Source organism: Amycolatopsis sp. Hca4 (genome assembly GCF_013364075.1).
Lineage (GTDB): Bacteria > Actinomycetota > Actinomycetes > Mycobacteriales > Pseudonocardiaceae > Amycolatopsis.
This window is the reverse complement of sequence record NZ_CP054925.1, coordinates 8,500,001-8,523,463: the sequence shown is the minus strand read 5'-3', so window position 1 is coordinate 8,523,463 and position 23,463 is coordinate 8,500,001. Positions and strand designations below refer to the sequence as shown.

The 23,463-nt window shown below is 69.6% G+C and carries 22 protein-coding genes and 2 rRNA genes (1 of these 24 running past the window's edge); 15 read left to right on the top strand and 9 right to left on the bottom strand.

Going from position 1 to position 23,463, the window contains the following annotated elements:
• Window positions 1-35: 35 nt before the first annotated feature.
• Complete coding sequence (locus HUT10_RS38770) at window positions 36-1,139, bottom strand: branched-chain amino acid aminotransferase (RefSeq protein ID WP_176175731.1); 1,104 nt, start codon at window positions 1,137-1,139, stop codon at window positions 36-38.
• Window positions 1,140-1,235: 96 nt separating this feature from the next.
• Between HUT10_RS38770 and HUT10_RS38765 the strand changes: the two genes are divergently transcribed.
• On the top strand, window positions 1,236-1,535 hold the full coding sequence (locus HUT10_RS38765; protein ID WP_176175730.1) for a hypothetical protein: 300 nt from the start codon (window positions 1,236-1,238) through the stop codon (window positions 1,533-1,535).
• On the opposite strand, the gene HUT10_RS38760 is transcribed toward HUT10_RS38765, so the two are convergent.
• Together HUT10_RS38760 and HUT10_RS38755 are read right to left on the bottom strand one after the other, a co-directional pair.
• The gene (locus HUT10_RS38760) at window positions 1,492-2,154 is read right to left on the bottom strand and encodes a DUF402 domain-containing protein (protein WP_176175729.1); all 663 of its coding nucleotides are present in this window, start codon (window positions 2,152-2,154) and stop codon (window positions 1,492-1,494) included. The genes HUT10_RS38765 and HUT10_RS38760 overlap by 44 nt on opposite strands.
• Window positions 2,147-2,992, bottom strand: a complete 846-nt coding sequence (locus tag HUT10_RS38755) for a hypothetical protein (protein WP_176175728.1) — start codon at window positions 2,990-2,992, stop codon at window positions 2,147-2,149. The genes HUT10_RS38760 and HUT10_RS38755 overlap by 8 nt, the downstream gene beginning before the upstream one ends.
• Before the next feature lie 111 nt (window positions 2,993-3,103).
• On the opposite strand from HUT10_RS38755, the gene HUT10_RS38750 reads away from it, so the two are divergent.
• From HUT10_RS38750 to HUT10_RS38740, 3 genes are read left to right on the top strand one after another with little or no spacing between them, the layout of a single operon-like run.
• A complete protein-coding gene (locus tag HUT10_RS38750) occupies window positions 3,104-4,603 on the top strand; it encodes a leucyl aminopeptidase (RefSeq protein WP_176175727.1) in 1,500 nt (499 codons plus the stop codon).
• Window positions 4,604-5,569, top strand: a complete 966-nt coding sequence (locus HUT10_RS38745; RefSeq protein ID WP_176175726.1) for an SMI1/KNR4 family protein — start codon at window positions 4,604-4,606, stop codon at window positions 5,567-5,569.
• 10 nt (window positions 5,570-5,579) lie between these two features.
• A complete protein-coding gene (locus tag HUT10_RS38740) occupies window positions 5,580-6,032 on the top strand; it encodes a GNAT family N-acetyltransferase (protein WP_176175725.1) in 453 nt (150 codons plus the stop codon).
• Here the strand turns inward: HUT10_RS38740 and HUT10_RS38735 are convergent.
• Together HUT10_RS38735 and HUT10_RS38730 are read right to left on the bottom strand one after the other, a co-directional pair.
• Entirely contained in the window at window positions 6,029-7,015 is a 987-nt protein-coding gene (locus tag HUT10_RS38735; protein WP_176173177.1) for an IS481 family transposase, read from the bottom strand. The genes HUT10_RS38740 and HUT10_RS38735 overlap by 4 nt on opposite strands.
• Window positions 7,016-7,140: 125 nt before the next feature.
• Window positions 7,141-7,485: an oxidoreductase gene (locus HUT10_RS38730; RefSeq protein ID WP_176175724.1), complete on the bottom strand. Its 345-nt coding sequence runs from the start codon at window positions 7,483-7,485 to the stop codon at window positions 7,141-7,143.
• 183 nt (window positions 7,486-7,668) lie between these two features.
• Between HUT10_RS38730 and lpdA the strand changes: the two genes are divergently transcribed.
• From lpdA to lipB, 5 genes are all read left to right on the top strand, one after another.
• Window positions 7,669-9,042, top strand: coding sequence for a dihydrolipoyl dehydrogenase (gene lpdA / locus HUT10_RS38725; RefSeq protein ID WP_176175723.1), 1,374 nt, complete (start codon window positions 7,669-7,671; stop codon window positions 9,040-9,042).
• A 55-nt stretch (window positions 9,043-9,097) separates the two neighbouring features.
• Complete coding sequence (sucB, locus tag HUT10_RS38720) at window positions 9,098-10,891, top strand: 2-oxoglutarate dehydrogenase, E2 component, dihydrolipoamide succinyltransferase (protein WP_176175722.1); 1,794 nt, start codon at window positions 9,098-9,100, stop codon at window positions 10,889-10,891.
• 99 nt (window positions 10,892-10,990) lie between these two features.
• Window positions 10,991-11,863 (top strand): TIGR01777 family oxidoreductase, encoded by an 873-nt coding sequence (locus HUT10_RS38715; protein WP_176175721.1) that lies wholly within the window; start codon window positions 10,991-10,993, stop codon window positions 11,861-11,863.
• Entirely contained in the window at window positions 11,860-12,483 is a 624-nt protein-coding gene (locus tag HUT10_RS38710) for a phosphatase PAP2 family protein (RefSeq protein WP_176175720.1), read from the top strand. Before HUT10_RS38715 ends, HUT10_RS38710 begins: the two co-directional genes overlap by 4 nt.
• Window positions 12,480-13,223: a lipoyl(octanoyl) transferase LipB gene (gene lipB / locus HUT10_RS38705; protein WP_176175719.1), complete on the top strand. Its 744-nt coding sequence runs from the start codon at window positions 12,480-12,482 to the stop codon at window positions 13,221-13,223. The genes HUT10_RS38710 and lipB overlap by 4 nt, the downstream gene beginning before the upstream one ends.
• Window positions 13,224-13,695: 472 nt before the next feature.
• On the opposite strand, the gene HUT10_RS38700 is transcribed toward lipB, so the two are convergent.
• Together HUT10_RS38700 and HUT10_RS38695 are read right to left on the bottom strand one after the other, a co-directional pair.
• Window positions 13,696-14,631: an LLM class F420-dependent oxidoreductase gene (locus tag HUT10_RS38700; protein WP_176175718.1), complete on the bottom strand. Its 936-nt coding sequence runs from the start codon at window positions 14,629-14,631 to the stop codon at window positions 13,696-13,698.
• 5 nt (window positions 14,632-14,636) lie between these two features.
• Window positions 14,637-15,248, bottom strand: a complete 612-nt coding sequence (locus tag HUT10_RS38695; protein ID WP_176175717.1) for a TetR/AcrR family transcriptional regulator — start codon at window positions 15,246-15,248, stop codon at window positions 14,637-14,639.
• A 130-nt stretch (window positions 15,249-15,378) separates the two neighbouring features.
• On the opposite strand from HUT10_RS38695, the gene HUT10_RS38690 reads away from it, so the two are divergent.
• The 6 genes from HUT10_RS38690 to HUT10_RS38665 all read left to right on the top strand — a co-directional run bounded on the left by HUT10_RS38690 (window position 15,379) and on the right by HUT10_RS38665 (window position 20,774).
• Window positions 15,379-15,900 (top strand): hypothetical protein, encoded by a 522-nt coding sequence (locus HUT10_RS38690; protein WP_176175716.1) that lies wholly within the window; start codon window positions 15,379-15,381, stop codon window positions 15,898-15,900.
• Between the two features lie 18 nt (window positions 15,901-15,918).
• Complete coding sequence (locus HUT10_RS38685; RefSeq protein WP_176175715.1) at window positions 15,919-16,857, top strand: oxidoreductase; 939 nt, start codon at window positions 15,919-15,921, stop codon at window positions 16,855-16,857.
• Between the two features lie 25 nt (window positions 16,858-16,882).
• Window positions 16,883-17,884, top strand: a complete 1,002-nt coding sequence (gene lipA / locus HUT10_RS38680) for a lipoyl synthase (RefSeq protein ID WP_176175714.1) — start codon at window positions 16,883-16,885, stop codon at window positions 17,882-17,884.
• A 44-nt stretch (window positions 17,885-17,928) separates the two neighbouring features.
• On the top strand, window positions 17,929-18,576 hold the full coding sequence (locus HUT10_RS38675) for a DedA family protein (protein WP_176175713.1): 648 nt from the start codon (window positions 17,929-17,931) through the stop codon (window positions 18,574-18,576).
• Window positions 18,577-18,592: 16 nt separating this feature from the next.
• Window positions 18,593-19,462, top strand: coding sequence for a patatin-like phospholipase family protein (locus tag HUT10_RS38670; RefSeq protein ID WP_176175712.1), 870 nt, complete (start codon window positions 18,593-18,595; stop codon window positions 19,460-19,462).
• Between the two features lie 103 nt (window positions 19,463-19,565).
• Window positions 19,566-20,774 (top strand): Ig-like domain-containing protein, encoded by a 1,209-nt coding sequence (locus tag HUT10_RS38665; RefSeq protein ID WP_176175711.1) that lies wholly within the window; start codon window positions 19,566-19,568, stop codon window positions 20,772-20,774.
• 536 nt (window positions 20,775-21,310) lie between these two features.
• Here HUT10_RS38665 and rrf read toward each other — a convergent pair.
• Together rrf and HUT10_RS38655 are read right to left on the bottom strand one after the other, a co-directional pair.
• Window positions 21,311-21,427: ribosomal RNA gene (rrf, locus tag HUT10_RS38660) — 5S ribosomal RNA — on the bottom strand.
• A gap of 64 nt (window positions 21,428-21,491) precedes the next feature.
• Window positions 21,492-23,463 (bottom strand): 23S ribosomal RNA (locus HUT10_RS38655) (it continues 1,149 nt past the right edge of the window).

The window sequence follows — 23,463 nt, the reverse complement described above, 5'->3', positions numbered from 1 at the left end:
CCCCGGTGTACACCGGGGGCCGTTTTGTCGAAGGGTCAGCCGAGCTTGACCATCCAGTGGTCCGGGTCGGGGTGGGTGCCCTCCTGGATCCCGGTCAGTTCTTCGCGCAGCTTCATCGTCAGCGTGCCGGGCCGGCCGTCGGCGATGGTGAACTCGCCGTTCGCGTGCTTCACGTGGCCGACCGGCGTGATCACCGCCGCCGTTCCGCACGCGAACGTCTCGGTCAGCTCGCCCGAGGCCGCTGCCTTCTCCCACTCCTCCGTGGAGATCCGGCGCTCCTCGACCTTGTAGCCGAGGCGCGAAGCCAGCTGCAGCAGCGACTTGCGGGTCACGCCCGGCAGCAGGGATCCGGTCAGCTCGGGGGTGACCACCCGGGCGTTCTCGCCGGAGCCGAAGACGAAGAACAGGTTCATCCCGCCCATCTCCTCGACCCAGCGCCGCTCGACCGCGTCGAGCCAGACCACCTGGTCGCAGCCCTTCTCGACGGCCTGTGCCTGCGCCACGAACGAGGCCGCGTAGTTGCCGGCGCACTTGGCCGCGCCGGTGCCGCCCGGTGCCGCCCGGACGTACTCCGTCGACAGCCAGACGCTGACCGGCTTCACGCCTCCCGAGAAGTACGAACCCGCCGGGGACGCGATCACCGTGTACACGTAGTCGGCCGCCGGGCTGTTGACGCCGAGGCCGGTGGACGTCGAGATCATGAACGGCCGCAGGTACAGCGAATCACCCTGGCGGGTGGGCACCCAGCGGCCGTCGACGGCGATGAGCTCCCGCAGCGACTCGACGAAGACCTCCTCCGGCAGCTGCGGCATGGCCAGCCGCTCGGCCGACTGGCGGAACCGGGACGCGTTGGCGTCCGGGCGGAACGACGCGATCGAGCCGTCCGGCTGGCGGTAGGCCTTGAGACCCTCGAAGATGGCCTGGCCGTAGTGCAGCACCGACGTCGCCGGGTCGAGCGTGAAGGGCGCGTACGGGCCGACCTGGGCCTCGTGCCAGCCTTCGGCCTTCGACCACTTGACGGTGACCATGTGGTCGGTGAAGTACACCCCGAACCCGGGGGCGGCGAGTACCTCCGCGACACGGTCCGCGCTCGCAGGACTCGGGTGCGGGACATGGGCGAACTGTGTCGTGGTCGTCATGGCTAGACGATACCGCTTGCTCGGAAGCGCGTTAGTCGGATGTCCATCTGTTCCGGGTTCCCCGCGCCCGCGGCGTGACCACTCTAGGATGACGCTGTGACCTACCACTCCACTGAGCCGGTCCCCCGGCCCAAGACCACCGGCGCCGACATCAAGACCTTCGTCGCCGCGACGCTGCTGACCTTCGGCGTCGGCCTGCTCGGCATGGTCGGCTGGGCCGTGCTGGACAGCGGGTTCGGCGGCTTCCTCGGCCTGATCGCCGGCGTCTTCGGCGTCGTGTGGTGGCGGAAGATCCACGGCAAGGCGTTCCCGAAGGTGCTCCCGACGAAGTCGGTCGTCATCCTCGCGGTCGTCATCGCCGTGCTGACGCTGATCCTTCTCCTGACCGCGGGCTGAGGTCCGACGGCAGCTCCGGCGCCGTCCAGCCCGGGTCCGGGCGGAACTCGGTGTCGGTGCCGTCGAACGGGTACGCGCCGCGGTCGGCCAGCGCGCCGATCCGCTCGCCCTCCGCGCGCAGCCGGTCGAACTGCTCGAGCGTCAGGCGGCCGACCTCGATCGCCGCCTCGGCCTCGTCCTCGTCGTCCCAGCGCCAGCTGCCGTCGCGCTCGACGACGACGTCGAGCACGCCGTCGATCCGGTCGACCGCGCCCGCCGAGCGGCCCAGCGGGATCTCCAGGTTGACGTACCAGTTCTTGAACCGGCCTTCGAGGTCGAAGAACCACCAGACCGAAGACCACTCGTCTTCGGCGATCCGGCGCAGCGTCGACGCGCCGTGCCAGAAGTCCGGGACCGGCACCCGCGGGATGCGGAACCGCTGCTCCAGCGGGGCGTCCCGCATCAGGCGGCCGTCGGCGAGCCTGCTGCCGACGATCGACGTGCCCGCCGGGATCCAGCCGCGCAGGACGCGGCCGTCGTCTTCCAGCACGCGCAGCGGGTGGACCTGGCCGATCGAGCCGTCGGGGCGGTGGAACCGCTCGACCACCGTCTCCCCCGGCCGCCAGCGTCGATCACTCACGCGTCCCACTGTACCTGCGCGCGCGTACGCCCAGTAGCAACTCGAACACGGTCGCCAGGCCGGCGACCACCAGCACGGGCAGCACCGGCAGCAGGTACGCGGCCGCAGCGGCGACGGCGAGCCCCGCCAAGCCGGACACGCCGGCGCGGGCCCGGACCTCGGTCCCGGCGGCGAGCGCGGGCCCGGCCGTCGCGACCACGGCCACGACCGTGAGCACCGGCTGCAAGGCGTCCGCGTCGGCCGCGGACAGCAGGTCCCGCAACGAGGTCGCCGACAGCCCCAGCCGGACCGCGCCGAGCTGGTAGAGCGCGGCGAAGGCCACCAGCACGGCGACCACCCCCAGCAGCAGCGCCCGCCACCCGGCGTTCTCCCGTCGCCGGGCGCGCAGGAACGGGAGGAAGACCACCGCGGCGACGAGCACGCCCGCGAAGTCCGGCGCCCGGAGGCCGTCCGCCGTCCCCACCGGCGGCACCGCGACGCAGACCGCGACCAGCACGAGCCCCGCGATGAGCAGCAGCCCGCCGGTGATCCGTACGACGATCGTCGGGATCTCCAGTCCGGCGAACCCGGCGCCGGTCACCACGACGACGAACGCCGCGGCGGCCGCCGGCCGGTGTTCCGGGAAGACGTAGGACGCGAACGCGATCGCGTAGACGGCCACTTCGGACAGTCGCGCGACGGCGATCACCACCCGGTCCACCAGGGCATCCCCCGGCTCGGGCACCCGCGCGGTCACGCCGGCGGCGATCGCGGCGAGCACCAGCCCGGCCGGCAGCCACCAGCCGGCGCCCGCCGCTGCCGCCGCCAGTGCCACCAGCAGCCCACCGCCCAGCCGCACGCGGCCCTCCCTCGCCCTCTGTTCACCCGTGGTCAGCTCGTCATTAGCATGGCTCACGATCCCGACCGGGCCGGTGCCCGGTGCCACACGAGAACGCGCGAGGAGCCAGAAGTGACCGTGCCTAAGCTCGCCCTGTCCGACAACACCGGGGAGGCACTGGCCAAAACGCGCGCCGACGTTGTCGTCATCGGCACCTTGGCCGGCGAGGACGGTCCCGTGCTCGCCCCCGGCGCCGCCGCCGTGGACGCCGCCTTCGACGGCCGGCTCGCCGGCCTGCTGGCCACCCTGGGCGCGAGCGGCAAGGCCGAAGAGGTCGTGAAGGTCCCGACGCTGGGCAAGCTCCCGGCGGGCGTGGTGCTCGCCGTCGGTCTCGGCAAGGCCGGCGACGCCGTCACCCCCGAGCAGGTCCGCCGCGCCGCGGGCGCCGCCGGCCGCGCGCTGGCCGGCACCGACCGCGCACTCGTCACGCTCTCGGAACTGGACCTGCAGGCCGCGGTCGAGGGCACGATCCTCGGTTCCTACGTCTTCACCGACTACCGCTCGGAGAAGGGCGACGCCCCGCTGGCGAAGGCCGACTTCACGAGCCCGGCCGTCGGCACCGCCCGCGAGCACAAGGCCACGCTGAAGGCGGCCGGCCTCATCGCCGAGGCCGTCATCGTCGCCCGCGACCTGATCAACACCCCGCCGAACGACCTCTTCCCGGCCTCCTTCGCCGAGCGCGCGAAGAAGCTGGCCGAGGACAACGGCCTCGAGTTCGAGGTGCTGGACGAAAAGGCCCTCAAGCGCAAGGGCTTCGGCGGCATCCTCGGCGTCGGCGGCGGCTCGTCCCGCCAGCCGCGCCTGGTGCGCGTCGGCTACAAGCCGGCCAAGGCCGCGAAGAAGGTCGCGCTGGTCGGCAAGGGCATCACCTTCGACTCCGGCGGCATCTCGCTCAAGCCCGCCGCGAACATGGACCACATGACCTCGGACATGTCCGGCGCGGCCGGCGTGCTCGCCTCGGTCGTCCTGGCCGCGAAGCTCAAGTACCCGCTCGAGGTCGTGGCGCACATCCCGCTGGCGGAGAACCTGCCGTCCGGGACGTCGTACCGCCCGGGTGACGTGCTGACCATGTACGGCGGCAAGACCGTCGAGGTGCTCAACACCGACGCCGAGGGCAGGCTGGTCCTGGTCGACGCCATGGTGCGCGCGGCCGAGGAGAACCCGGACTACCTGATCGAGACCTCGACGCTGACCGGCGCCCAGGTCGTCGCGCTCGGCAACCGCACCGCCGGCGTGATGGGGTCGGACGAGTTCCGCGACCGCGTCGCCGCGGTGATGCAGGCCACCGGCGAGAACGGCTGGGCGATGCCGCTGCCCGAGGAGCTGCGCGCCGACCTCGACTCGCGGCTGGCCGACCTGGCCAACGTGACCGGCCACCGCTGGGGCGGCATGCTCGCCGCCGGGATCTTCCTGCGCGAGTTCGTCGCCGACGGCCTCGACTGGGTCCACATCGACATCGCGGGCCCGTCGTTCAACGCCGGCTCCCCGTGGGGCTACACCGGCAAGGGCGGCACCGGTGTCCCGGTGCGCTCGATCGCCGCGGTGCTGGCGGACATCGCCGCCAACGGCTGAGTGGAGCCGGGCGAGTACCTCGAAGCGGCGGTCAGGGACGTCCTGACCGCCGCTTCGTCCACTGTGGACGACCGGATCGGGTACGCCGCGCTGCTGCTCGCGACCGCCGGGGCACTCGACGAAGCCGACCGGCTGGTCACGCAGTGGCTGGCCCGGACCGAGCGGCCGGTGACCGCGCTGGCCGCGGACCCGGTGCGGGCCCGCGCGTGGGCGATGCTGTTCGAGGCCCGGGGCGCGCGGCCGGACTGGGCCGAGGGCCTGCCGCCACTCGACCTCGACGCCGAAGAGCGCGTGCACACGGCTTCATTGCGTCGTCCGGTCTCCGACCTCGAAGGTGTCCTCCCGCCGGGATCGGTCGCCGAGGTGGTCAAGCAGGTGGCGCCGTCGCGGCCGGACCGCGTCCGCACGGCCCTCGCCGAGGGTGACCTGGAGCTCTGGGCCTCCCTCGCCGGGCCGCACCCCGACGTCGCCACGCTGGCGGCGACCCGGGCGTCGGCACCGGCGCTGGTCGCCGGCGCGGACCCGCTCGGCCTCCGCGAATGGGCGCCGGTCTGCGCGGGAGCGCTGGTCGCGGCGCTGCACGAGCGGTACCCGCCCGACCTGGGCGGCTGGCCGGAGCTGATCGCTTCGATCCTGCGCTTGCGCGGCGGCGCCACGGCCCCTCCCCCGGCGTCGGAAGCGGCGATCCGCTCGGCCGAGCTGCGGCTGGGCGTCGAACTGCCCGCCGACCACCGCGAATTCCTGCGCACCTGCGACGGCCTCCCCGCCGACGTGGTCTTCCCGCGCCTGCTCGGCACGGCGGACCTGCGGGTGGAGAACGGCGTGGTGATCCTCAGCGAACCCGCGGTGCTGCTGCTGTCGGCCGGGCACGTGGTGGAGGTCGACCCGGTGCTGGGCACGACGGTCCACTCGTCCTTCCGGGCGGCGCTGGTCAAGCACGCCGCGCTGCTCGCCCAGTCAGGCTAGGTTGGGCTCGGTGACCACCCTCACCGTGGAGAAGATCACCCCGGAAAACGTCGCCGCCGCGTGCCAGCTGGCCGTCCAGCCACACCAGAAGAAGTTCGTCGCCCCCGTGGCGGTCTCGCTCGCCGAGGCCTACGCCCAGCCCGAGATCGCCTGGCCCCGGGTGATCGCCGACGACGGCGAACCCGTCGCTTTCGTGATGGGCCGCTTCGACCCGGCGGCCGAGCTCGACTTCTTCCGCTGCGGGATCTGGCGGCTCAACGTCGGCGCCTGCGTGCAGGGCCGCGGCTACGGCCGGTTCGCCGTCGAAACCGTCCTGGACGAGGCCCGGCGGCGGAGCGAAAAGATCGCGACGGTGCTGTGGCTCCCGGGCGACGACGGCCCGGAACGGTTCTACCGCAAGCTGGGCTTCCGGCCCACCGGCCAGACCCACCACGGCGAGGTCGTCGGCCGGATCGAGCTCTAGTTGTAGTGCCCTGTGAGGTTGGGGACGCGGCTGGCGGGTGGTTGGCCTGCGAGTGCGGTGTGGCCGCGATGGTAGTTGTAGGTGTGCAGCCAGTGCGGGAACGCTTCGCGGCGTTCGGTTTCGCGTTGGTAGGGACGGGCGTAGGCCCATTCCTCGAGCAGGGTTCGGTTGAAGCGTTCGACCTTTCCGTTGGTTTGTGGCCGGTAGGGGCGGGTGCGTTTGTGGGTGATCCCGGCTGCGGTCAGGGTCTCGTGCCAGGGTCGTGATCGGTAGCAGGCACCGTTGTCGGTGAGGACGCGCTTGACGGTGATGCCGTGGGCGGCGAAGAAGGCGTGGGCCCGGGTCCAGAACGCGGTTGCGGTGTCCTTGCGTTCGTCGGGCAGGATCTCGCTGTAGGCTAGGCGTGAGTGGTCGTCCACGGCGTTGTGCAGGTAGCTGTAGCCGATGACGGGCTTGTTGTGGCGGCGCAGCGTCGTGCTGGCACGTTTGTGCACGTCACCGGCCTGTCGTCCGTGGATGCGGTGTCCGCCGCCGTCGGGGATGTTGCCCAGCTTCTTGATGTCCACGTGCACCAGCTCGCCTGGCGCGGAGTGCTCGTAGCGGCGGACCGGCCGGCCGGTGGCCCGGTCCAGATGCGACAGGCGGGCCAGCCGGTAGCGGGTCAGCACCCGATGCACCGTGGAAGGCACCAGGTGCAGCAGGAAGGCGATCCGCGCCGGCCCCCACCGCCGCAGCACGCGGACTTTGATGATCCGCCGTTCGGTGCGGGTCGGTGTCCGGTTCGGGCTGGTCCGCGGCCTGCTGGACCGGTCGGTCATGCCGGCCTGTCCGTCGATGCGATAGCGGGCGGCCCACCGCTGCGCGGTGGCCACCGAGACCTGGAATCGCTCTGCGGCTCGCCGCAACGGCCAGCCTTCGTCCACGACGCAGCGGGCCAGGCGCAGCCTGCCGGCCGGGGTCAGGGGTGCGTTAGCGTGGGTCACGAGGGCCTCCGTTGCTCGGTGTAGACGTCGCAATCCAGACCGAACCCGGAGGCCCTCCCTCACACCAAGATCATCCGATCACGTGTCGCCACGATCGCAACCTCCTCGGGCAGTACATCTAGTCCCTAGACCTGACCGCGCTTCTTCCGCTCGGTGTACTCGCGCATCCGCTTCGGGTACCCGACCCGCGCGACCTCGTACACCGGGATCGACCGGCGGTGCCCGAACTGCTGCGCGGCCTCCAGGCTGCCGATGCGGCGGCGGGTCCATTCGCCGTCGTGGGCGATCAACACCACAGTGGTCTCCGTGACGTTGGTCTTCGGTTCCACGAAGGCCTCGACACCCCTTCGGGTGGCTGCCCACTCGTCGAGGTGGCGGGTGTCCTCGGAGCTGGCTTTCCGCAGCGTACCGGCCCGTTGCCCACCCTTGGCCCGCCTCCGCAGCGAGTCGAAGAGCCCCACCACGACCACCTTCCCTCCCGAGACCTACCCCACTCATTATCCCGATGTCCGCGTGTGCTCGGCGTCGCACACCCGGCTAGCTCGCAGCCCCGTCCGGCGTAGTGACAAGATGGCGGTGTCGCGCGCGCGGTTATACCGGGCGCGGGCGCGACGACAGAGCAACACCCCACTGCTTGCCGAGGAGTTAATGAAGTGACCGACACCTCCGCCGACCTCGTGATCCTGGGAGGCGGATCGGGCGGCTACGCCGCGGCGTTCCGCGCGGCCGAGCTGGGCCTTTCCGTCACGCTGATCGAGAAGGACAAGCTGGGCGGGACGTGCCTCCACCGGGGCTGCATCCCGACCAAGGCCCTGCTCCACGCCGCCGAGGTCGCCGACGAGACCCGTGAAGCCGAAGCGGTCGGCGTCAAGGCCGCCTTCGAGGGCATCGACATCGCCGGGGTCAACAAGTACAAGGACGGGATCATCGCCCGCCTGTACAAGGGCCTGCAGGGCCTGGCCAAGGCGCACAAGGTGAACCTCGTCGAGGGCAGCGGCACGTTCGTCGGCGGCACGACCGTCGAGGTGGACGGCACCCGCTACACCGGCAAGAACGTCATCCTCGCCACCGGCTCGTACTCGCGCACGCTGCCCGGCCTGGAGCTCGGCGGCCGCATCATCGCCAGCGAGCAGGCCCTCGCCCTCGACTACGTCCCCAAGAAGGTCGTGGTGCTCGGCGGCGGCGTCATCGGCGTCGAGTTCGCCAGCGTGTGGGCCTCCTTCGGCGTCGACGTCACCATCGTCGAGGCCCTGCCGCGGCTGGTCCCCAACGAGGACGAGTTCGCGTCGAAGCAGCTCGAGCGCGCCTTCCGCCGCCGCAAGATCGCCTTCAAGACCGGCGTGAAGTTCACCGGCGCGAAGCAGGACGACAACGGCGTGAGCGTCTCGCTGGAGTCCGGCGAGACCATCGAGGCCGACCTGCTGCTGGTCGCCGTCGGCCGCGGGCCGAACTCGGCGGGCCACGGCTACGAGGAGGCCGGCGTCAAGATCGAGCGCGGCTTCGTCCTCACCGACGAGCGGCTGCGCACGAACCTGCCGAACGTCTACGCCGTCGGCGACATCGTCCCCGGCCTGCAGCTCGCGCACCGCGGCTTCCAGCAGGGCATCTTCGTCGCCGAGGAGATCGCCGGGCAGAACCCGCGCGTCATCGACGAGAGCGGCATCCCGCGGGTCACCTACTCGCACCCGGAGGTCGCGTCGGTCGGGCTGACCGAGTCGCAGGCGAAGGACAAGTACGGGTCCGACGTCACGACGTTCACCTACGACCTGGGCGGCAACGGCAAGAGCCAGATCCTCAAGACCTCCGGCGGGGTCAAGCTGGTCAAGGCGCCGGACGGCCCGGTCGTCGGTGTGCACATGGTCGGCGACCGCGTCGGCGAGCTGATCGGCGAAGCGCAGCTGATCTACAGCTGGGAGGCGTTCCCCGAGGACGTCGCCCCGCTGATCCACGCGCACCCCACCCAGACCGAGGCCCTCGGTGAAGCGTTCCTCGCCCTCGCGGGGAAGCCGCTGCACGTGCACAGCTGACGTCCCACCAGCAGAATCCAGACCACGCAGAACTTGGAAGAGGAGTCAGCGAACGATGGCCTACTCCGTCACATTGCCGGAGCTCGGGGAGAGCGTCACCGAAGGCACCGTCACCCGGTGGCTTAAGCAGGAGGGCGACACCGTCGAGGTCGACGAGCCGTTGCTCGAGATCTCGACCGACAAGGTCGACACCGAGGTGCCCTCCCCGGTGGCGGGCACGGTCGTGAAGATCAGCGCCCAGGAGGACGAGACCGTCGAGGTCGGCGGCGAGCTCGCCGTCATCGACGACGGCACCGGCGGCGTTCCGGAGTCGTCCGGGTCGTCGGCCCCGGCGCAGGAAGAGGCCGCGCCTTCGCAGCCCGAGCCGCAGCAGGAAGAGGCCGCGCCGCAGGCCTCCGACGAGGCGCCGAGCAAGCCGGACACCGCGCCGGCGGCCGGTGGCGAAGGCACCGAGGTGAAGCTGCCCGAGCTGGGCGAGAGCGTCACCGAGGGCACCGTCACCCGCTGGCTGAAGGCCGTCGGCGACTCGGTCGAGGTCGACGAGCCGCTGCTCGAGATCTCCACCGACAAGGTCGACACCGAGGTGCCGTCGCCGGTGGCCGGCACGGTGCTGGAGATCCGCGCGGGCGAGGACGAGACCGTCGAGGTCGGCGGCGTGCTGGCCGTGATCGGTGACGCCGGTGCGGCGCCGAAGGCCGAGGCGAAGCCGGAGCCCAAGCCCGAGCCGAAGCCGGAACCCAAGCCGGAGCCGAAGCCCGAGCCGGTTCAGGAGTCGAAGCCCGAGCCCAAGCCGGAACCGAAGCCCGAGCCCAAGCCGCAGGCCGCCCCGGCCTCGGCCGCCACGCAGTCGGCCCCGGCCGCCGCGGCGAAGGACGGCTCGGCGGACGGCCCGTACGTCACGCCGCTGGTCCGCAAGCTCGCGTCCGAGCACGGCATCGACCTGTCGACGCTGACCGGCAGCGGTGTCGGCGGCCGGATCCGCAAGCAGGACGTGCTGGCCGCGGCCGAGGAGAAGCAGAAGGCCGCCGCCGCGCCGGCGCCGGCCGCTGCCGCCCCGGCTGCTGCCGCCGCCCCGTCGGCGCCCGCCGCGCGTCCCGCGGCCGCGGTGTCGCCGGAGCTCGCCGCGCTGCGCGGCACGGTCCAGAAGGCCAGCCGGATCCGCCAGATCACGGCCACCAAGACCCGCGAGTCGCTGCAGATCGCCGCGCAGCTCACGCAGGTCCAGGAGGTCGACGTCACGAAGATCGCCAAGCTGCGCCAGCGCGCGAAGGCGGCCTTCAAGGAGCGCGAGGGCGTCAACCTGACGTTCCTGCCGTTCTTCGCGAAGGCCACGGTCGAGGCGCTCAAGCAGCACCCGAACGTCAACGCGTCCTACAACGAGGACACGAAGGAGATCACCTACCACGGCGCCGTGCACCTGGGCATCGCGGTGGACACCGAGCGCGGGCTGCTCTCGGTCGTGATCCACGACGCGGGCGAGCTGAGCCTGGCCGGTCTCGCGCACCGGATCGCCGACCTGGCGGGCCGCGCGCGGTCGGGCCAGATCAAGCCGGACGAGCTGTCGGGCGGCACGTTCTCGATCACGAACATCGGCAGCGTCGGCGCGCTGTTCGACACGCCGATCATCGTGCAGCCGCAGTCGGGCATCCTCGGCACCGGCGCGGTCGTCAAGCGCCCGGTGGTCATCGCGGACGCCGACGGCAACGACACGATCGCCGTCCGGTCGATGGCGTACCTGCCGCTGACCTACGACCACCGCCTGGTGGACGGGGCCGACGCGGGCCGCTTCCTGACGACGATCAAGCAGCGCCTGGAAGAGGGCAACTTCGAGAGCGAACTCGGTCTCTGAGCCACCTCTGACGAAGGCCGCCACGGGAATTCCCGTGGCGGCCTTCGCCGTGTCCGGGCCGGAAGTGCGGGAGCGGAGCGAATGCGCAACGATCGAGGGATGCGAGTACTGATCGCCGGAGCGAGCGGCTTGATCGGGTCGGCGCTGAGCGACCGCCTGGGCCGCGACGGCCACGAGGTCCGCCGGCTGGTGCGGCGCGAGGCGCGCGGCAGCGGCGAGTTCCGCTGGAACCCGCCGTCGGGGACCATCGCCGACGGCGCTTTCGACGGGGTGGACGCGGTCGTCAACCTGGGCGGGAAGCCGCTGTTCCCCGGCCGCTGGAGCGCGATGCGCAAGCAGGAGCTCACCGACAGCCGCGTCGAACCGACCGAGGTGCTCGCCGAAGCCGTGGCCGAGCACGGGGTCGGCGTGTTCCTCAACGCTTCCGCCGTCGGGTACTACGGCCACACCCACGAGTCCACTGTGGACGAGTCGGCGCCGCGGGGCGGCGGGTTCCTGGCCGAGCTCTGCGAAGCCTGGGAGGCCGCCACCGCGCCGGCCGGTGACGCGCGGGTCGTGCACCTGCGCACCGGGCTCGTGCTGTCGGCGAAGGGTGGCCTGTACGGCACGCTGCGGCCGCTCTTCCGGCTCGGCCTGGGCGGCCGCCTCGGCGACGGCCGCCAGTACATGTCGTGGATCTCCCTCGAGGACGAGGTCGGCGCGATCGCCCACGTGCTGACGGCGGACGTGGCGGGCCCGGTCAACCTGACCGGTCCGGCGCCGGTGACCAACGCCGAGTTCACCCGGGCGGTCGGCCGCGCGCTGCACCGCCCGGCGCCCTGGTGGGTGCCGGGTGTCGCGCTCAAGGCCGTGCTCGGCCAGGCCGGCGAGGAAATGGCGTTGTTCGGGCAGCGGGCCGTCCCCGCCGCGCTGGAACGGTCCGGGTACGCGTTCCGCCACCCGACCCTCGACCTGGCGCTCGCAGCGGCGTGACTGTCCCGGTCAAACGCTGGCTCGTCGTCGGCTTCGCGCTGGCGGCGGCCTTCGTCGCGCTGGGCCTCGGCGTCGCCCGGCACCCCTTGACGCTGGACTCGCAGGTGGCGAACGCCCTCCACGGCGTCTACACGCAGCCGCTCGGGCGGGCCGCGCAGATCGGCAGCGACGTCCTCGGCCCGGTGCTCCCCTGGGTCCTCGGGGTGGCGCTGCTCGCGCTGGGGTTGCGGCAGCGGCAGCACACCGGGTTGTGCGTGCGGCTCGCCGTCGTGCTGCTGCTGTGCCGGCTGACCAGCGTGGCGGCCAAGCCGCTCTTCCTGCGGGAGCGCCCGCGCGACTACCCCGACCTGAGCTACCCGAGCGGGCACGTGACGTCGGTGGCGAGCGTCGGGTTCGTGCTGGTGCTGCTGTGCGCGTGGCTGTGGCCGCGGCTGGTCCGCCGGGTCGCGGCGGCCTCGGCGGTGGCGGTGGTGCTGAGCGCCGCGTGCCGGGTGCTGCTGGGCGTGCACTGGGTGTCGGACACGATCGGCGCAGTGCTGGCGGTGACCGGTGTCGGGCTGCTCTCAGCGTGCGCCTTGCGGCTGCTTCCCCCGGGTGACGGGCGTAGCCTCGACGGGTGAGTTCTTCCCGCACTTCCTGCCGCGCCAGCACCGAGCCCGTCGACGTCCGCGAGCTCGGCACGATCGACTACACCGAGGCCTGGGAGCTCCAGCGCGGTTTCTTGACCGCCCGCGCGGACGGCACCGCGCCGGACACGATGCTCCTGCTGCAGCACCCGTCGGTGTACACGGCGGGCAAGCGCACGGAGGAGGCCGACCGCCCCACGGACGGAACCCCGGTGATCGACGTCGACCGCGGCGGCAAGATCACCTGGCACGGCCCGGGCCAGCTGGTCGGCTACCCGATCGTGAAGCTCGCGGACCCGATCGACGTGGTCCACTACGTCCGGCGTCTCGAGGAGGCGCTGATCCGGGTGTGCGACCAGCTGGGCGTGCACTCCGGCCGCGTCGAGGGCCGCAGCGGGGTCTGGATCCCGGCGGACGACCGTGGCATCGAGCGCAAGATCGCGGCAATCGGCATCCGCGTCCAGCGAGGCGTGACGATGCACGGCTTCGAGCTGAACTGCAACGCGGACCTGGCGGCGTTCGACTCGATCGTCCCGTGCGGAATCCGCGATGCGGGGGTGACGTCGTTGTCGTACGAGCTGCAGAGGGACGTGACGGTGGAGGCGGTCCTCCCCTTGGCCCGCGACGCGGTGCTGGCGGCGTTGGAGGGTGAGCTGCCGGTGAGCGAGGACCGCTGGCTGCCGCGGCCGGAGGCTCCCCAGGCTCCCGGGGTCACGTTCGCTCTGCAGAACTGACCTCTGGTTTCAAAAGCAAGCCGGCCTCCTGTGGACAACAGGAGGCCGGCCTCGCTTCGGCGTCCGGAACTGTCGGTCCCTTCCGCTGGCTTCAGGGTGTCGTCGACCGACTCGACGAGCTGACAGATGGTCTTGAGCGGCGGCTCACTGGGGTGCAGACCAGAGGTAACGCAGGCCCCAGAACCAGCGCGAGTGCCAGTGGCAGTAGCCCGCCCCAGGCAATCGGCCGCCGCCCGACCCGGTCGGGCGACCGGGTCGGCCCTCACCCGCCCCTCGGCCAGGCAGGCCGCGCGCACCCGACCCGCCGGCAAGCCGGTTCCGCTCACCGCGGCCGATCGCCTTCGCCGAAGCGGAAGACACCAGCCTTCCCGAACCGAAAGCAAGCCGGCCTCCTGTGGACAACAGGAGGCCGGCCTCGCTTCGGCGTCCGGAACTGTCGGTCCCTTCCGCTAGCGTGGAAATCGGGGGCTGCTCAGTCCAGCTGCGGCGCAACCTCGGCGGCGATCAAGTCGATCTGGTCCAGATCCGCCAGGTCCAGCAGCTGCAGGTAGACCCGCGTGATCCCGGTCTTCTCCCGCCACTGCCCGATCCGGTCGACCACCTCCGCCGGCGACCCCGCCAGGCCGTTCGCCCGCAGGTCGTCGACGTCCCGCCCGATCACCGAAGCGCGCTGGGCGACCTCCGCGTCGGAGCGGCCGACGGCCACCACCAGCGCCACCGAGCGCAGGATCTCCTTCGGGTCGCGGCCGATCTCCGCCGCGGCCGCCTCGACCCGGGCGAACTGGGCCGCCGCCGTCTCGGCGTCGGTGAACGGCAGGTTGAACTCGTCGGCGAAGCGGGCCGCCAGCGCCGGGGTGCGCTTCTTGCCGCCGCCGCCGATGATCACCGGCGGGGCCGGCGACTGCGAAGGCTTCGGCAGCGCCGGCGAGTCGGACAGCTGGTAGTACCGGCCGTCGAACGAGTACGTCGAGCCCGCCGGCGTCTTCCACAGCCCGGTGATGATCTCGAGCTGCTCGGCGTAGCGGTCGAAGCGCTCCTTCAGCGGCGGCAGCGTCAGGCCGTACGCCGCGTGCTCGGCGTCGTACCAGCCCGCCCCGAGGCCGAACTCGACGCGGCCGCCCGACATCTGGTCCACCTGCGCGACCGAGATCGCCAGCGGCCCCGGGTGGCGGAACGTCGCCGCGGTGACGAGCGTGCCCAGCCGGATCCGGCTGGTCTCCCTGGCCAGGCCGGCGAGTGTGATCCACGCATCGGTCGGGCCGGGCAGGCCGTCGGCCGAGCCCATCTTCAGGTAGTGGTCGCTGCGGAAGAAGGCGTCGTACCCGGCGGCTTCGGTCGCCTTGGCGACGCGCAGCAAATCGTCGTAGCTGGCCCCCTGCTGGGGCTCGGTGAAGATCCTCAAGTCCACGAAGATCAGCCTATAGAGACGTCGGGCTCCGTGCGCCGCAGCCGTACCAGCATGCGGACGATGACGTCCTCGATCTCGGCGCCGACCTTCTTCGGGTCCGGCGAACTCGCGATCTCGGTCGCCGCGCTCGACAGGGCGCCGAACAGCAGCCGGGCGGTGACCTCGACCGGCACCGGCTCGACCTCGCCCGCGTCGATCAGCGACTGCAGACCGGACCGCACGAGCCCGAAGCTGCACCGCTCCTCGGCTTCGCGCCACCGCTCCCAGCCCATCACGACCGGCGCCTCGTGGATGGCGATCCGCTGGTAGGAGGCGTCGAGGCAGGCGCGGAAGAACGCGTTCAGCCCGGCCAGCGCCCGCTCCCACGGCGTGCCCTCGCCGGTCATGATCTTGTCCAGCCGGTCGAAGACGACGCTTTCGACCTGCTCGAACGCGGCCTCGAACAGCGCCTGCTTACCGCTGAAGTGGTGGTACAGCGCCCCCTTGGTCACCCGGGCGCGTTTGGCGACCTCGTCGAGCGAGGTACCCGCGTAACCGCGTTTGGTGAACAGTTCGACCGCGCTGTCGACCAGCGCGGACCGCGTCGACTCGGAGTAGTCGAGTCGTCTGGACCTCATTGTCGCCACCTTCACAACTTTACGCCGGGAACAGCTCTCCATACTCATGGTATGTTCAGCGCGTCAGGTCCGTACCGGGAGTATGCCGCAAACCCGCGGTATGACCCGGGCCACGGAAGGGGAGCCACAGATGAGCTGGACCGACTTCTACCGACGTCAGGAAATCCTGGAAGCGACCGTCCGCCTGGCCGCCCGGAACCCGGGCGAGCCGCTGCCGCTCGAGGAGGTGCCCGGTGCCGAAGAGCACTTCGGCACCGAGGAAAACGTCCTCACCGCCCTGCAGTACCAGTGGACGCGCACGCTGAGCGGCCGCCTGCGCTCCGAGGTCGCCGACCCGGACGACGCCGACGGCCTCGGCGACCACGTCGACGCCGTCACCCGCGCCTGGCGCGCCGCCGTCGAAGAGCACGCCGACCTGCGCGCAGTCCTCGACGGCGCGTGCGAGCGGCACGCGCCGCTGCGCCGGATGCGCGAAAGCGAGCTGCGGATGCTCGCCGTCACGGCCGGACTGGCCGACCCGCGCGAGCCGGCCGAAGAGATCACCAAGGTGGGTCACGCGTTCGAGGCGCTGCTGCGCACGAGCCGCTCGGAAACCCGCCGCCGCGCCCCGATGATGGGAACCCTGCGGCGCCTGCTCGCGCCGAGTGCGTGAACAGGGTTTAGTAAGCACATGACGGAGCGCTGGACCGAAGCCGACATCCCCGACCAGACCGGCAAGACCGTCCTGGTCACCGGGGCGAATTCGGGGCTCGGGCTGCGCACCGCCGAAGTTCTCGCGGGCAAGGGGGCCCGCGTGCTTCTCGCCTGCCGCTCCGCCGAACGCGGGGCGAAGGCACTGGACATCGTCAAAGCGGCCGCCGCGGGCGCCGAGCCCGAGCTCATCCCACTGGACCTGAGCGAGCTCGCCTCGGTGCGCGCGGCCGCCGTTTCGACCAGGGAGCTGACCGGCGACGCGCTGGACGTGCTGGTCAACAACGCCGGCGTGATGGCGACCGCCCGCGGCCGCACCGCCGACGGCTTCGAGCTGCAGTTCGGCACCAACTACCTCGGCCACGCGGCGCTGACGTGGCTGCTGATGCCCGCCCTGCGCTCCCGCGTGGTCACGCTGTCGAGCCTCGCCGCCGTCGGCGCCCGCATCCACCTCGACGACCCGAACGCCGAGCACCGCCGCTACAACGCGGCCGCCGCGTACGGGCAGTCGAAGCTCGCCGACCAGGTGTTCGCGCTCGAGCTGGACCGGCGGCTGCGCGCGGCCGGCTCGGACGTGATCAGCGTCGCCGCCCACCCCGGGTACACCGCGACCGGCCTCGGCAGCGGCATGGCGCGCTCGTACTCGAACCCCGTGGTGCGCTCGCTGATCGCGGGCGGCCACCGCATCGGCGAGGCGCTCTTCGCCCAGAACACCCGCATCGGCACTCTCCCGCAGCTGTACGCGGCGACGGCGGAGGGCGTCGAAGGCGGCGGTTACTTCGGGCCCCGCGGCCTCGGCAACCTGCGTGGATACCCGGCCAGGGTGCCGCCGGTGGCCGCCGCGCGCAGCGAGTCGCTGGGGGCCGCGTTGTGGGACGTCACCGCAAAGCTGACCGGCGTCACCCCGGATCCCGCGTAGCCCGGACGGGCGTACGGTTGAGGGCGTGAGTGCTGCGCCAGAAGGCCGGAAGCTGCTGCGTCTCGAGGTTCGCAACAGTGAGACGCCGATCGAGAAGAAGCCGTCGTGGATCAAGACGCGGGTGCGGATGGGGCCGGAGTTCACGGAGCTCAAGGGTCTGGTTCGTCGTGAGGGTCTGCACACGGTGTGTGAAGAGGCGGGTTGTCCCAACATTTACGAGTGCTGGGAGGATCGTGAGGCGACGTTTCTGATCGGTGGGGATCAGTGCACGCGGCGGTGTGATTTCTGTCAGATCGACACGGGTAAGCCTGCGGCTTTGGATCGGGCTGAGCCGCGGAAGGTGGCGGAGTCGGTGCAGGCCATGGGCTTGCGGTATTCGACTGTCACCGGTGTCGCTCGTGACGACCTGGAAGATGGCGGCGCCTGGCTCTACGCCGAGACTGTCCGGCAGATTCACGCGCTGAACCCCGGTACCGGTGTGGAGCTGTTGATCCCGGACTTCAATGCGGATCCGGCGCAGTTGGCCGAGGTGTTCGGCTCCCGGCCGGAGGTGCTGGCGCACAATGTGGAGACGGTGCCGCGGATTTTCAAGCGGATCCGTCCGGGGTTTCGGTATGCGCGGTCGTTGGAGGTCATCACGGCGGCGCGTGAGGCTGGGCTGGTGACGAAGTCGAATTTGATCCTGGGTATGGGTGAGACGCCTGACGAGGTGGCTCCGGCGATGCGGGATCTGGTGGATGCGGGGTGCGAGATCTTGACGATCACGCAGTATCTGCGTCCGTCGCCGCGGCATCATCCGGTGGATCGGTGGGTGAAGCCGGAGGAGTTCGTGGAGCACTCCAAGGCCGCGGAGGCGATGGGTTTCGCGGGTGTGATGGCGGGGCCGTTGGTGCGGTCTTCGTACCGCGCGGGACGGCTCTATGCCCAGACCAAGGCCCACCGCGGCGAGGTCCTGCCGGAAAACCTGCAGCACCTGGCCGCCGAAGGACCCGCGGCTCAGGAGGCCGCGTCGCTCCTGGCGCGGTGACGCACGTCACCCCACCATCCTTAAAGGATAGGTAAAGTGGCGGCATGGCCCTGGTTTCGGACCTCCTCAGCTGGTTGCAAGGACTCCCGGAACCGGGGCTCGTCGCCGCGACCGGCGGCCTGGTGTTCGCCGAGTGCACGATCGGGCTGGGCTTCCTGGCCCCCGGCGAGTCCGGGCTGCTCATCGCCGCGACCACGGCGAACACCGTCCCGCGGTTCCTGGTCCTGTGGCTGGTCGTCACCGTCTGCGCGACGGCGGGCGACGCGCTCGGCTACGGCATCGGCCGCCGCTTCGGGCCGCGCCTGCGTGACACGAAACTGATCCGCAAGTACGGCCTGGAAGCGTGGGACAAGGCCACCGGCGTCCTCGAACGCCGGGGCGCCTGGGCGGTGTTCTTCGCCCGGTTCCTGCCGGTGATCCGGACGCTGACGCCAGCCGCGGCCGGGACGTCCGGACTGCCGTTCCGCCGGTTCCTGCCGGCCGCCGCGGCGGGCGCGTTCTGCTGGTCGCTGGTCCACATCGGCATCGGCGCGGCGCTGGGCGAAGCGGCAAAACGGATCGAAGGCGCGTTGAACACCGGAGGCCTGATCGTGGTCGGCGTGCTCGCCGCGGTTGCGGTGTTCTTCCTGCTGCGGCTGAAGAAGCGCAAGGTGCTCGCCGAGCCGGAGCGGGAGCCCGAACGCGTGCCCTGAGTACTACATTCGGCGCATGAGTCTCGCGGATCTTCCCCGGCCGATCGGGTTCGTGCTCGGTGGCGGCGGCAGCCTCGGCGCCATGCAGGTCGGCATGCTGCGCGCGTTGACCGAGGCCGGGCTCACGCCGGACCTGGTGACCGGGACGTCGGTCGGCTCGCTGAACGCCGCCGTGCTGGCCCGCTCGGGCACCGACGCACTCGCGCGGCTGCACGAGATCTGGGCGCACATGACGCGGGCCGAGGCGTTCCCCGGCGGCGTGCTGAGCCGCGTCCGGACGCTGACGCAGAGCAAGACGCACCTGTTCCCCAACACCGGACTGGCCGGAATCATCGCCGACCACCTCGGCGCTTCGACGCGCTTCGAGGACCTGGCGCTGCCGCTCGGCGTCGTCACCACGCAGGTCGACACGGCCGAGCCGCTGCTGATCCGCTCCGGGCGGCTGCTCGAACCGCTGCTGGCGAGCTGCGCGATCCCGGGGATCTTCCCGCCGGTGGAGCACGACGGGCAGCTGCTCTACGACGGCGGGCTCGTCGCGAACGTGCCGATGCGCCAAGCCCTCGCCATGGGCGCGCAGTCCCTGGTGGTGCTCGACTGCGCGTTCCCTGGGAAGCTGCCGAGCGCGCCGCGGACGTTCGCCGAGGTGATGATGTTCACCGCGATGATCAGCATGCGGAACCAGGCCGTGCTGGAGGCGCAGGTGGCGGCGGCTTCGGTACCGGTGGTCTACCTGCCGGGTCCCGCACCCGTACGTGTGAACCCGCTGGACTTCGGGCACACGGAAGCGCTGGCGGATGAGGCGTACACAGCGGCGCGCGAGTACCTCGGCGCGCTTTCGGTGGACGGACCGGGGCTTTACGGCGCACCCGGGCTCGTCGTCAAGTGATCCACGTCACGCCGATGCACCGATCCGCTGGTAAGAACGTCATCGCTATCGCGTAGTTTTGATGACGAATGCCCGCCGATCCCAATTCCCAAAAAGAGACAATATGCTCCCCAAGAAGATTTTACTTTCGGTGGCCGGAATCCTCGCCGGAGCACTGCTGCTTTCCGCCTGCTCGTCCGGTGACGACGGCGGTTCGCCCGCCGGTGGAGCGCCGTCGGGAGCCCCCTCGGCGTCCGACACGCCGGTCGCGGTGACGTTCGAGCCCGCGGGCGGCACGGCGGTGAACCCGGCGTCGCCGATCGTCGTCAAGGCGGCCAACGGGAAACTCCTCGACGTCACGGTGACCAACGCGGCCAAGGGGAAGACGGTCGCCGGCCAGCTGGCGGCCGACGGGTCGAGCTGGACGTCCAGCGAGCCGCTCGGCTACGGGGCGACGTACAAGATCGTCGCGCACGCCCAGGGCGCCAACGGGAAGCCGATCGAGCAGGACAACCAGATCACGACGCTGTCGCCGAAGAAGCAGGCGAACGCCAACCTGATCCCGGCGCCGTCCGCGGTGGCGAGCACGGGTGTCGGCGTCGGCCAGCCGATCGTGTTCAGCTTCGGCAAGATCGCGGTGAAGAACAAGGCGGCGGTCGAGAAGGCGTTGACGGTGGAGTCGACCCCGAAGCAGGACGGCGGCTGGTACTGGATCGACGACTCGAACGTCCACTACCGGCCGAAGGAGTACTGGAAGGCCGGCACGACCCTGAAGGTGACGGCGAAGATCTACGGCGTCGATTTCGGCGGCGGGGTGTTCGGTGCGGAGGATCGCTCGGAAACGTACAAGGTCCACGATTCCTGGATCGCGAAGGCGGACGGGAACACCGAGCAGATGCAGATCTTCCACAACGGCGCAATGGTGAAGTCCATGCCGATCTCGATGGGCAAGGACGCCACGCCGACCCACCTGGGCGCGCACGTGATTTCGGACAAGCAGGCCAACTACACGATGGATTCCTGCACGTATGGCGTCTGCCCGCCGGATCCCAAGGCGTACCGCTCGAACGAGAAGTGGTCGGAGCGCATTTCGAACGACGGTGAGTTCGTCCACGAGAACCCGAACAGCGTGAGCCAGCAGGGTAGTTCGAACGTGTCGCACGGGTGTATCAACCTGAACGACGCGAACGCCCAGTGGTTCTTCCAGAACATGGGCCTGGGCGACGTCGTGGAGGTCACCAACTCGGGCGGCCCCCAGCTCCCGGTGTGGGACCTGTACGGCGACTGGTCCAAGTCCTGGGCCGACTGGCAAGCCGGCTCCGCCATCAAGTAAACAGTTCTTCCCGTCAGGGGGTCAGGAGCTCCGCTCCTGACCCCCTTCTTCGTACCCACCCGACCCTCCAGGCATGCCACCCGACCGCCCAGGTACGCGAGATGCCCCTCCAGACACGCGAGATGCCTCCCCAATCACGCGTGATGCCCTTCCCGTCACGCGAGTTCCGTCCTCAATCACGCGGGTTACGGGTCTGATCACGCGAGTTCCGGCCCGGAGCACGCCGGCCGCGCGTACCGGGTGGGGACGACACGCGTACCCAGACGGACGACTCGCGTACCTGGATGGACGACTCGCGTACCGGGAGGGTCGGCTGCGGGCTCGGCGAGGCATCGCGCGTGCTTGGCGAGGCTTCATGCGTGATCCGGGGCGGGACCCGTGTGATTCAAGCCGGATCTCGCGTGATTGAGGCCGGATCTCGTGCTTGGAGGCGGGACCCGGCGTGATCGGAGGCGGGACCCGCGTGATTGGGGGCGGACATGCGGATAGGCCCCGGGAGAACCGTGAGGTTCTCGACCGGGGCCTTTCCTAAGTAAGTTCGGCGGTGTCCTACTCTCCCACAACCCTTCGGTTGCAGTACCATCGGCGCTGTCAGGCTTAGCTTCCGGGTTCGGAATGGGACCGGGCGTTTCCCTGACGCTAAAACCACCGAAACACTCCGAAACAACACACCTGATGTGGTGTTTCAGAACCGTAGAGTGGATGCGTAACATCTTTGTAGGCAAGTCCTCGGCCTATTAGTACCAGTCAACTCGACAACACATTACTGTGCTTCCATTTCTGGCCTATCAACCCAATGGTCTGTTGGGGGCCTTAACCCACAAAGGGGTGGGATACCTCATCTTGGAACAGGCTTCCCGCTTAGATGCCTTCAGCGGTTATCCCTTCCGAACGTGGCCAACCAGCCATGCCCTTGGCAGAACAACTGGCACACCAGAGGTTCGTCCGTCCCGGTCCTCTCGTACTAGGGACAGCCTTCCTCAAGTATCCTACGCGCGCGGCGGATAGGGACCGAACTGTCTCACGACGTTCTAAACCCAGCTCGCGTGCCGCTTTAATGGGCGAACAGCCCAACCCTTGGGACCTACTCCGGCCCCAGGATGCGACGAGCCGACATCGAGGTGCCAAACCATGCCGTCGATATGGACTCTTGGGCAAGATCAGCCTGTTATCCCCGGGGTACCTTTTATCCGTTGAGCGACACCCCTTCCACCAGGAGGTGCCGGATCACTAGTCCCGACTTTCGTCCCTGCTCGACATGTCTGTCTCACAGTCAAGCTCCCTTGTGCACTTGCACTCAACACCTGATTGCCAACCAGGCTGAGGGAACCTTTGGGCGCCTCCGTTACCCTTTAGGAGGCAACCGCCCCAGTTAAACTACCCATCAGGCACTGTCCCTGAACCAGATCATGGCCCGAGGTTCAGATTCCCAATTCGACCAGAGTGGTATTTCAACAACGACTCCACCACAACTAGCGTTGCAGCTTCACAGTCTCCCACCTATCCTACACAAGCCGAACCGAAAACCAATACCAAACTATAGTAAAGGTCCCGGGGTCTTTCCGTCCTGCCGCGCGTAACGAGCATCTTTACTCGTAGTGCAATTTCGCCGGGCCTGTGGTTGAGACAGCCGGAAAGTCGTTACGCCATTCGTGCAGGTCGGAACTTACCCGACAAGGAATTTCGCTACCTTAGGATGGTTATAGTTACCACCGCCGTTTACTGGCGCTTAAATTCTCAGCTTCACCCCCGAAGGAGTTAACCGGTCCTCTTAACGTTCCAGCACCGGGCAGGCGTCAGTCCATATACATCGTCTTGCGACTTCGCATGGACCTGTGTTTTTAGTAAACAGTCGCTTTCCGCTGGTCTCTGCGGCCACCCACCCCTAGCTCGAGAAGAGCTTCAGGATGTTTGGCCCCCCTTCTCCCGAAGTTACGGGGGCATTTTGCCGAGTTCCTTAACCACAGTTCACCCGATCGCCTTGGTATTCTCTACCTGACCACCTGTGTTGGTTTGGGGTACGGGCCGTGCATGCACTCACTAGAGGCTTTTCTCGGCAGCATAGGATCACTCTACTTCGCCTCAAACGGCTACACATCACGTCTCAGCCTATATAAGTGGCGGATTTGCCTACCACTCGGCCTACACGCTTATACCAGGACAACCATCGCCTGGCGGAGCTACCTTCCTGCGTCACCCCATCGCTTGACTACTACGAAATCAGGTCCCACGCTCCACACACAGACCTCCATCCGAAGACTTAAGTCCGTGGCTTTGGGTGGTTAGTATCAAACGCCTCGTCATGGGCGCACATGCTCGGGTACGGGAATATCAACCCGTTGTCCATCGACTACGCCTGTCGGCCTCGCCTTAGGTCCCGACTTACCCTGGGCGGATTAGCCTGGCCCAGGAACCCTTGGTCATCCGGCGGCAGAGTTTCTCACTCTGCATTCGCTACTCATGCCTGCATTCTCACTCCCACACCCTCCACCGCTAGCTTCCGCCACGGCTTCCCTGGGTGCAGGACGCTCCCCTACCCATCAACACGACTACACACAAACCTCAAGGGCCCGCATGGATCTATTGTGTCAATGACACAGCTTCGGCGGTGTGCTTAAGCCCCGCTACATTGTCGGCGCAGGACCACTTGACCAGTGAGCTATTACGCACTCTTTCAAGGGTGGCTGCT

Bases quoted from the DNA above. Each gene is read 5' to 3' on its own strand.
- HUT10_RS38770 (WP_176175731.1), bottom strand. From the start codon at position 1,139: ATGACGACCACGACACAGTTCGCCCATGTCCCGCACCCGAGTCCTGCG.
- sucB (WP_176175722.1), top strand. From the start codon at position 9,098: ATGGCCTACTCCGTCACATTGCCGGAGCTCGGGGAGAGCGTCACCGAA.
- HUT10_RS38715 (WP_176175721.1), top strand. From the start codon at position 10,991: ATGCGAGTACTGATCGCCGGAGCGAGCGGCTTGATCGGGTCGGCGCTG.
- HUT10_RS38695 (WP_176175717.1), bottom strand. From the start codon at position 15,248: ATGAGGTCCAGACGACTCGACTACTCCGAGTCGACGCGGTCCGCGCTG.
- HUT10_RS38690 (WP_176175716.1), top strand. From the start codon at position 15,379: ATGAGCTGGACCGACTTCTACCGACGTCAGGAAATCCTGGAAGCGACC.
- HUT10_RS38685 (WP_176175715.1), top strand. From the start codon at position 15,919: ATGACGGAGCGCTGGACCGAAGCCGACATCCCCGACCAGACCGGCAAG.
- HUT10_RS38675 (WP_176175713.1), top strand. From the start codon at position 17,929: ATGGCCCTGGTTTCGGACCTCCTCAGCTGGTTGCAAGGACTCCCGGAA.
- HUT10_RS38670 (WP_176175712.1), top strand. From the start codon at position 18,593: ATGAGTCTCGCGGATCTTCCCCGGCCGATCGGGTTCGTGCTCGGTGGC.
- HUT10_RS38665 (WP_176175711.1), top strand. From the start codon at position 19,566: ATGCTCCCCAAGAAGATTTTACTTTCGGTGGCCGGAATCCTCGCCGGA.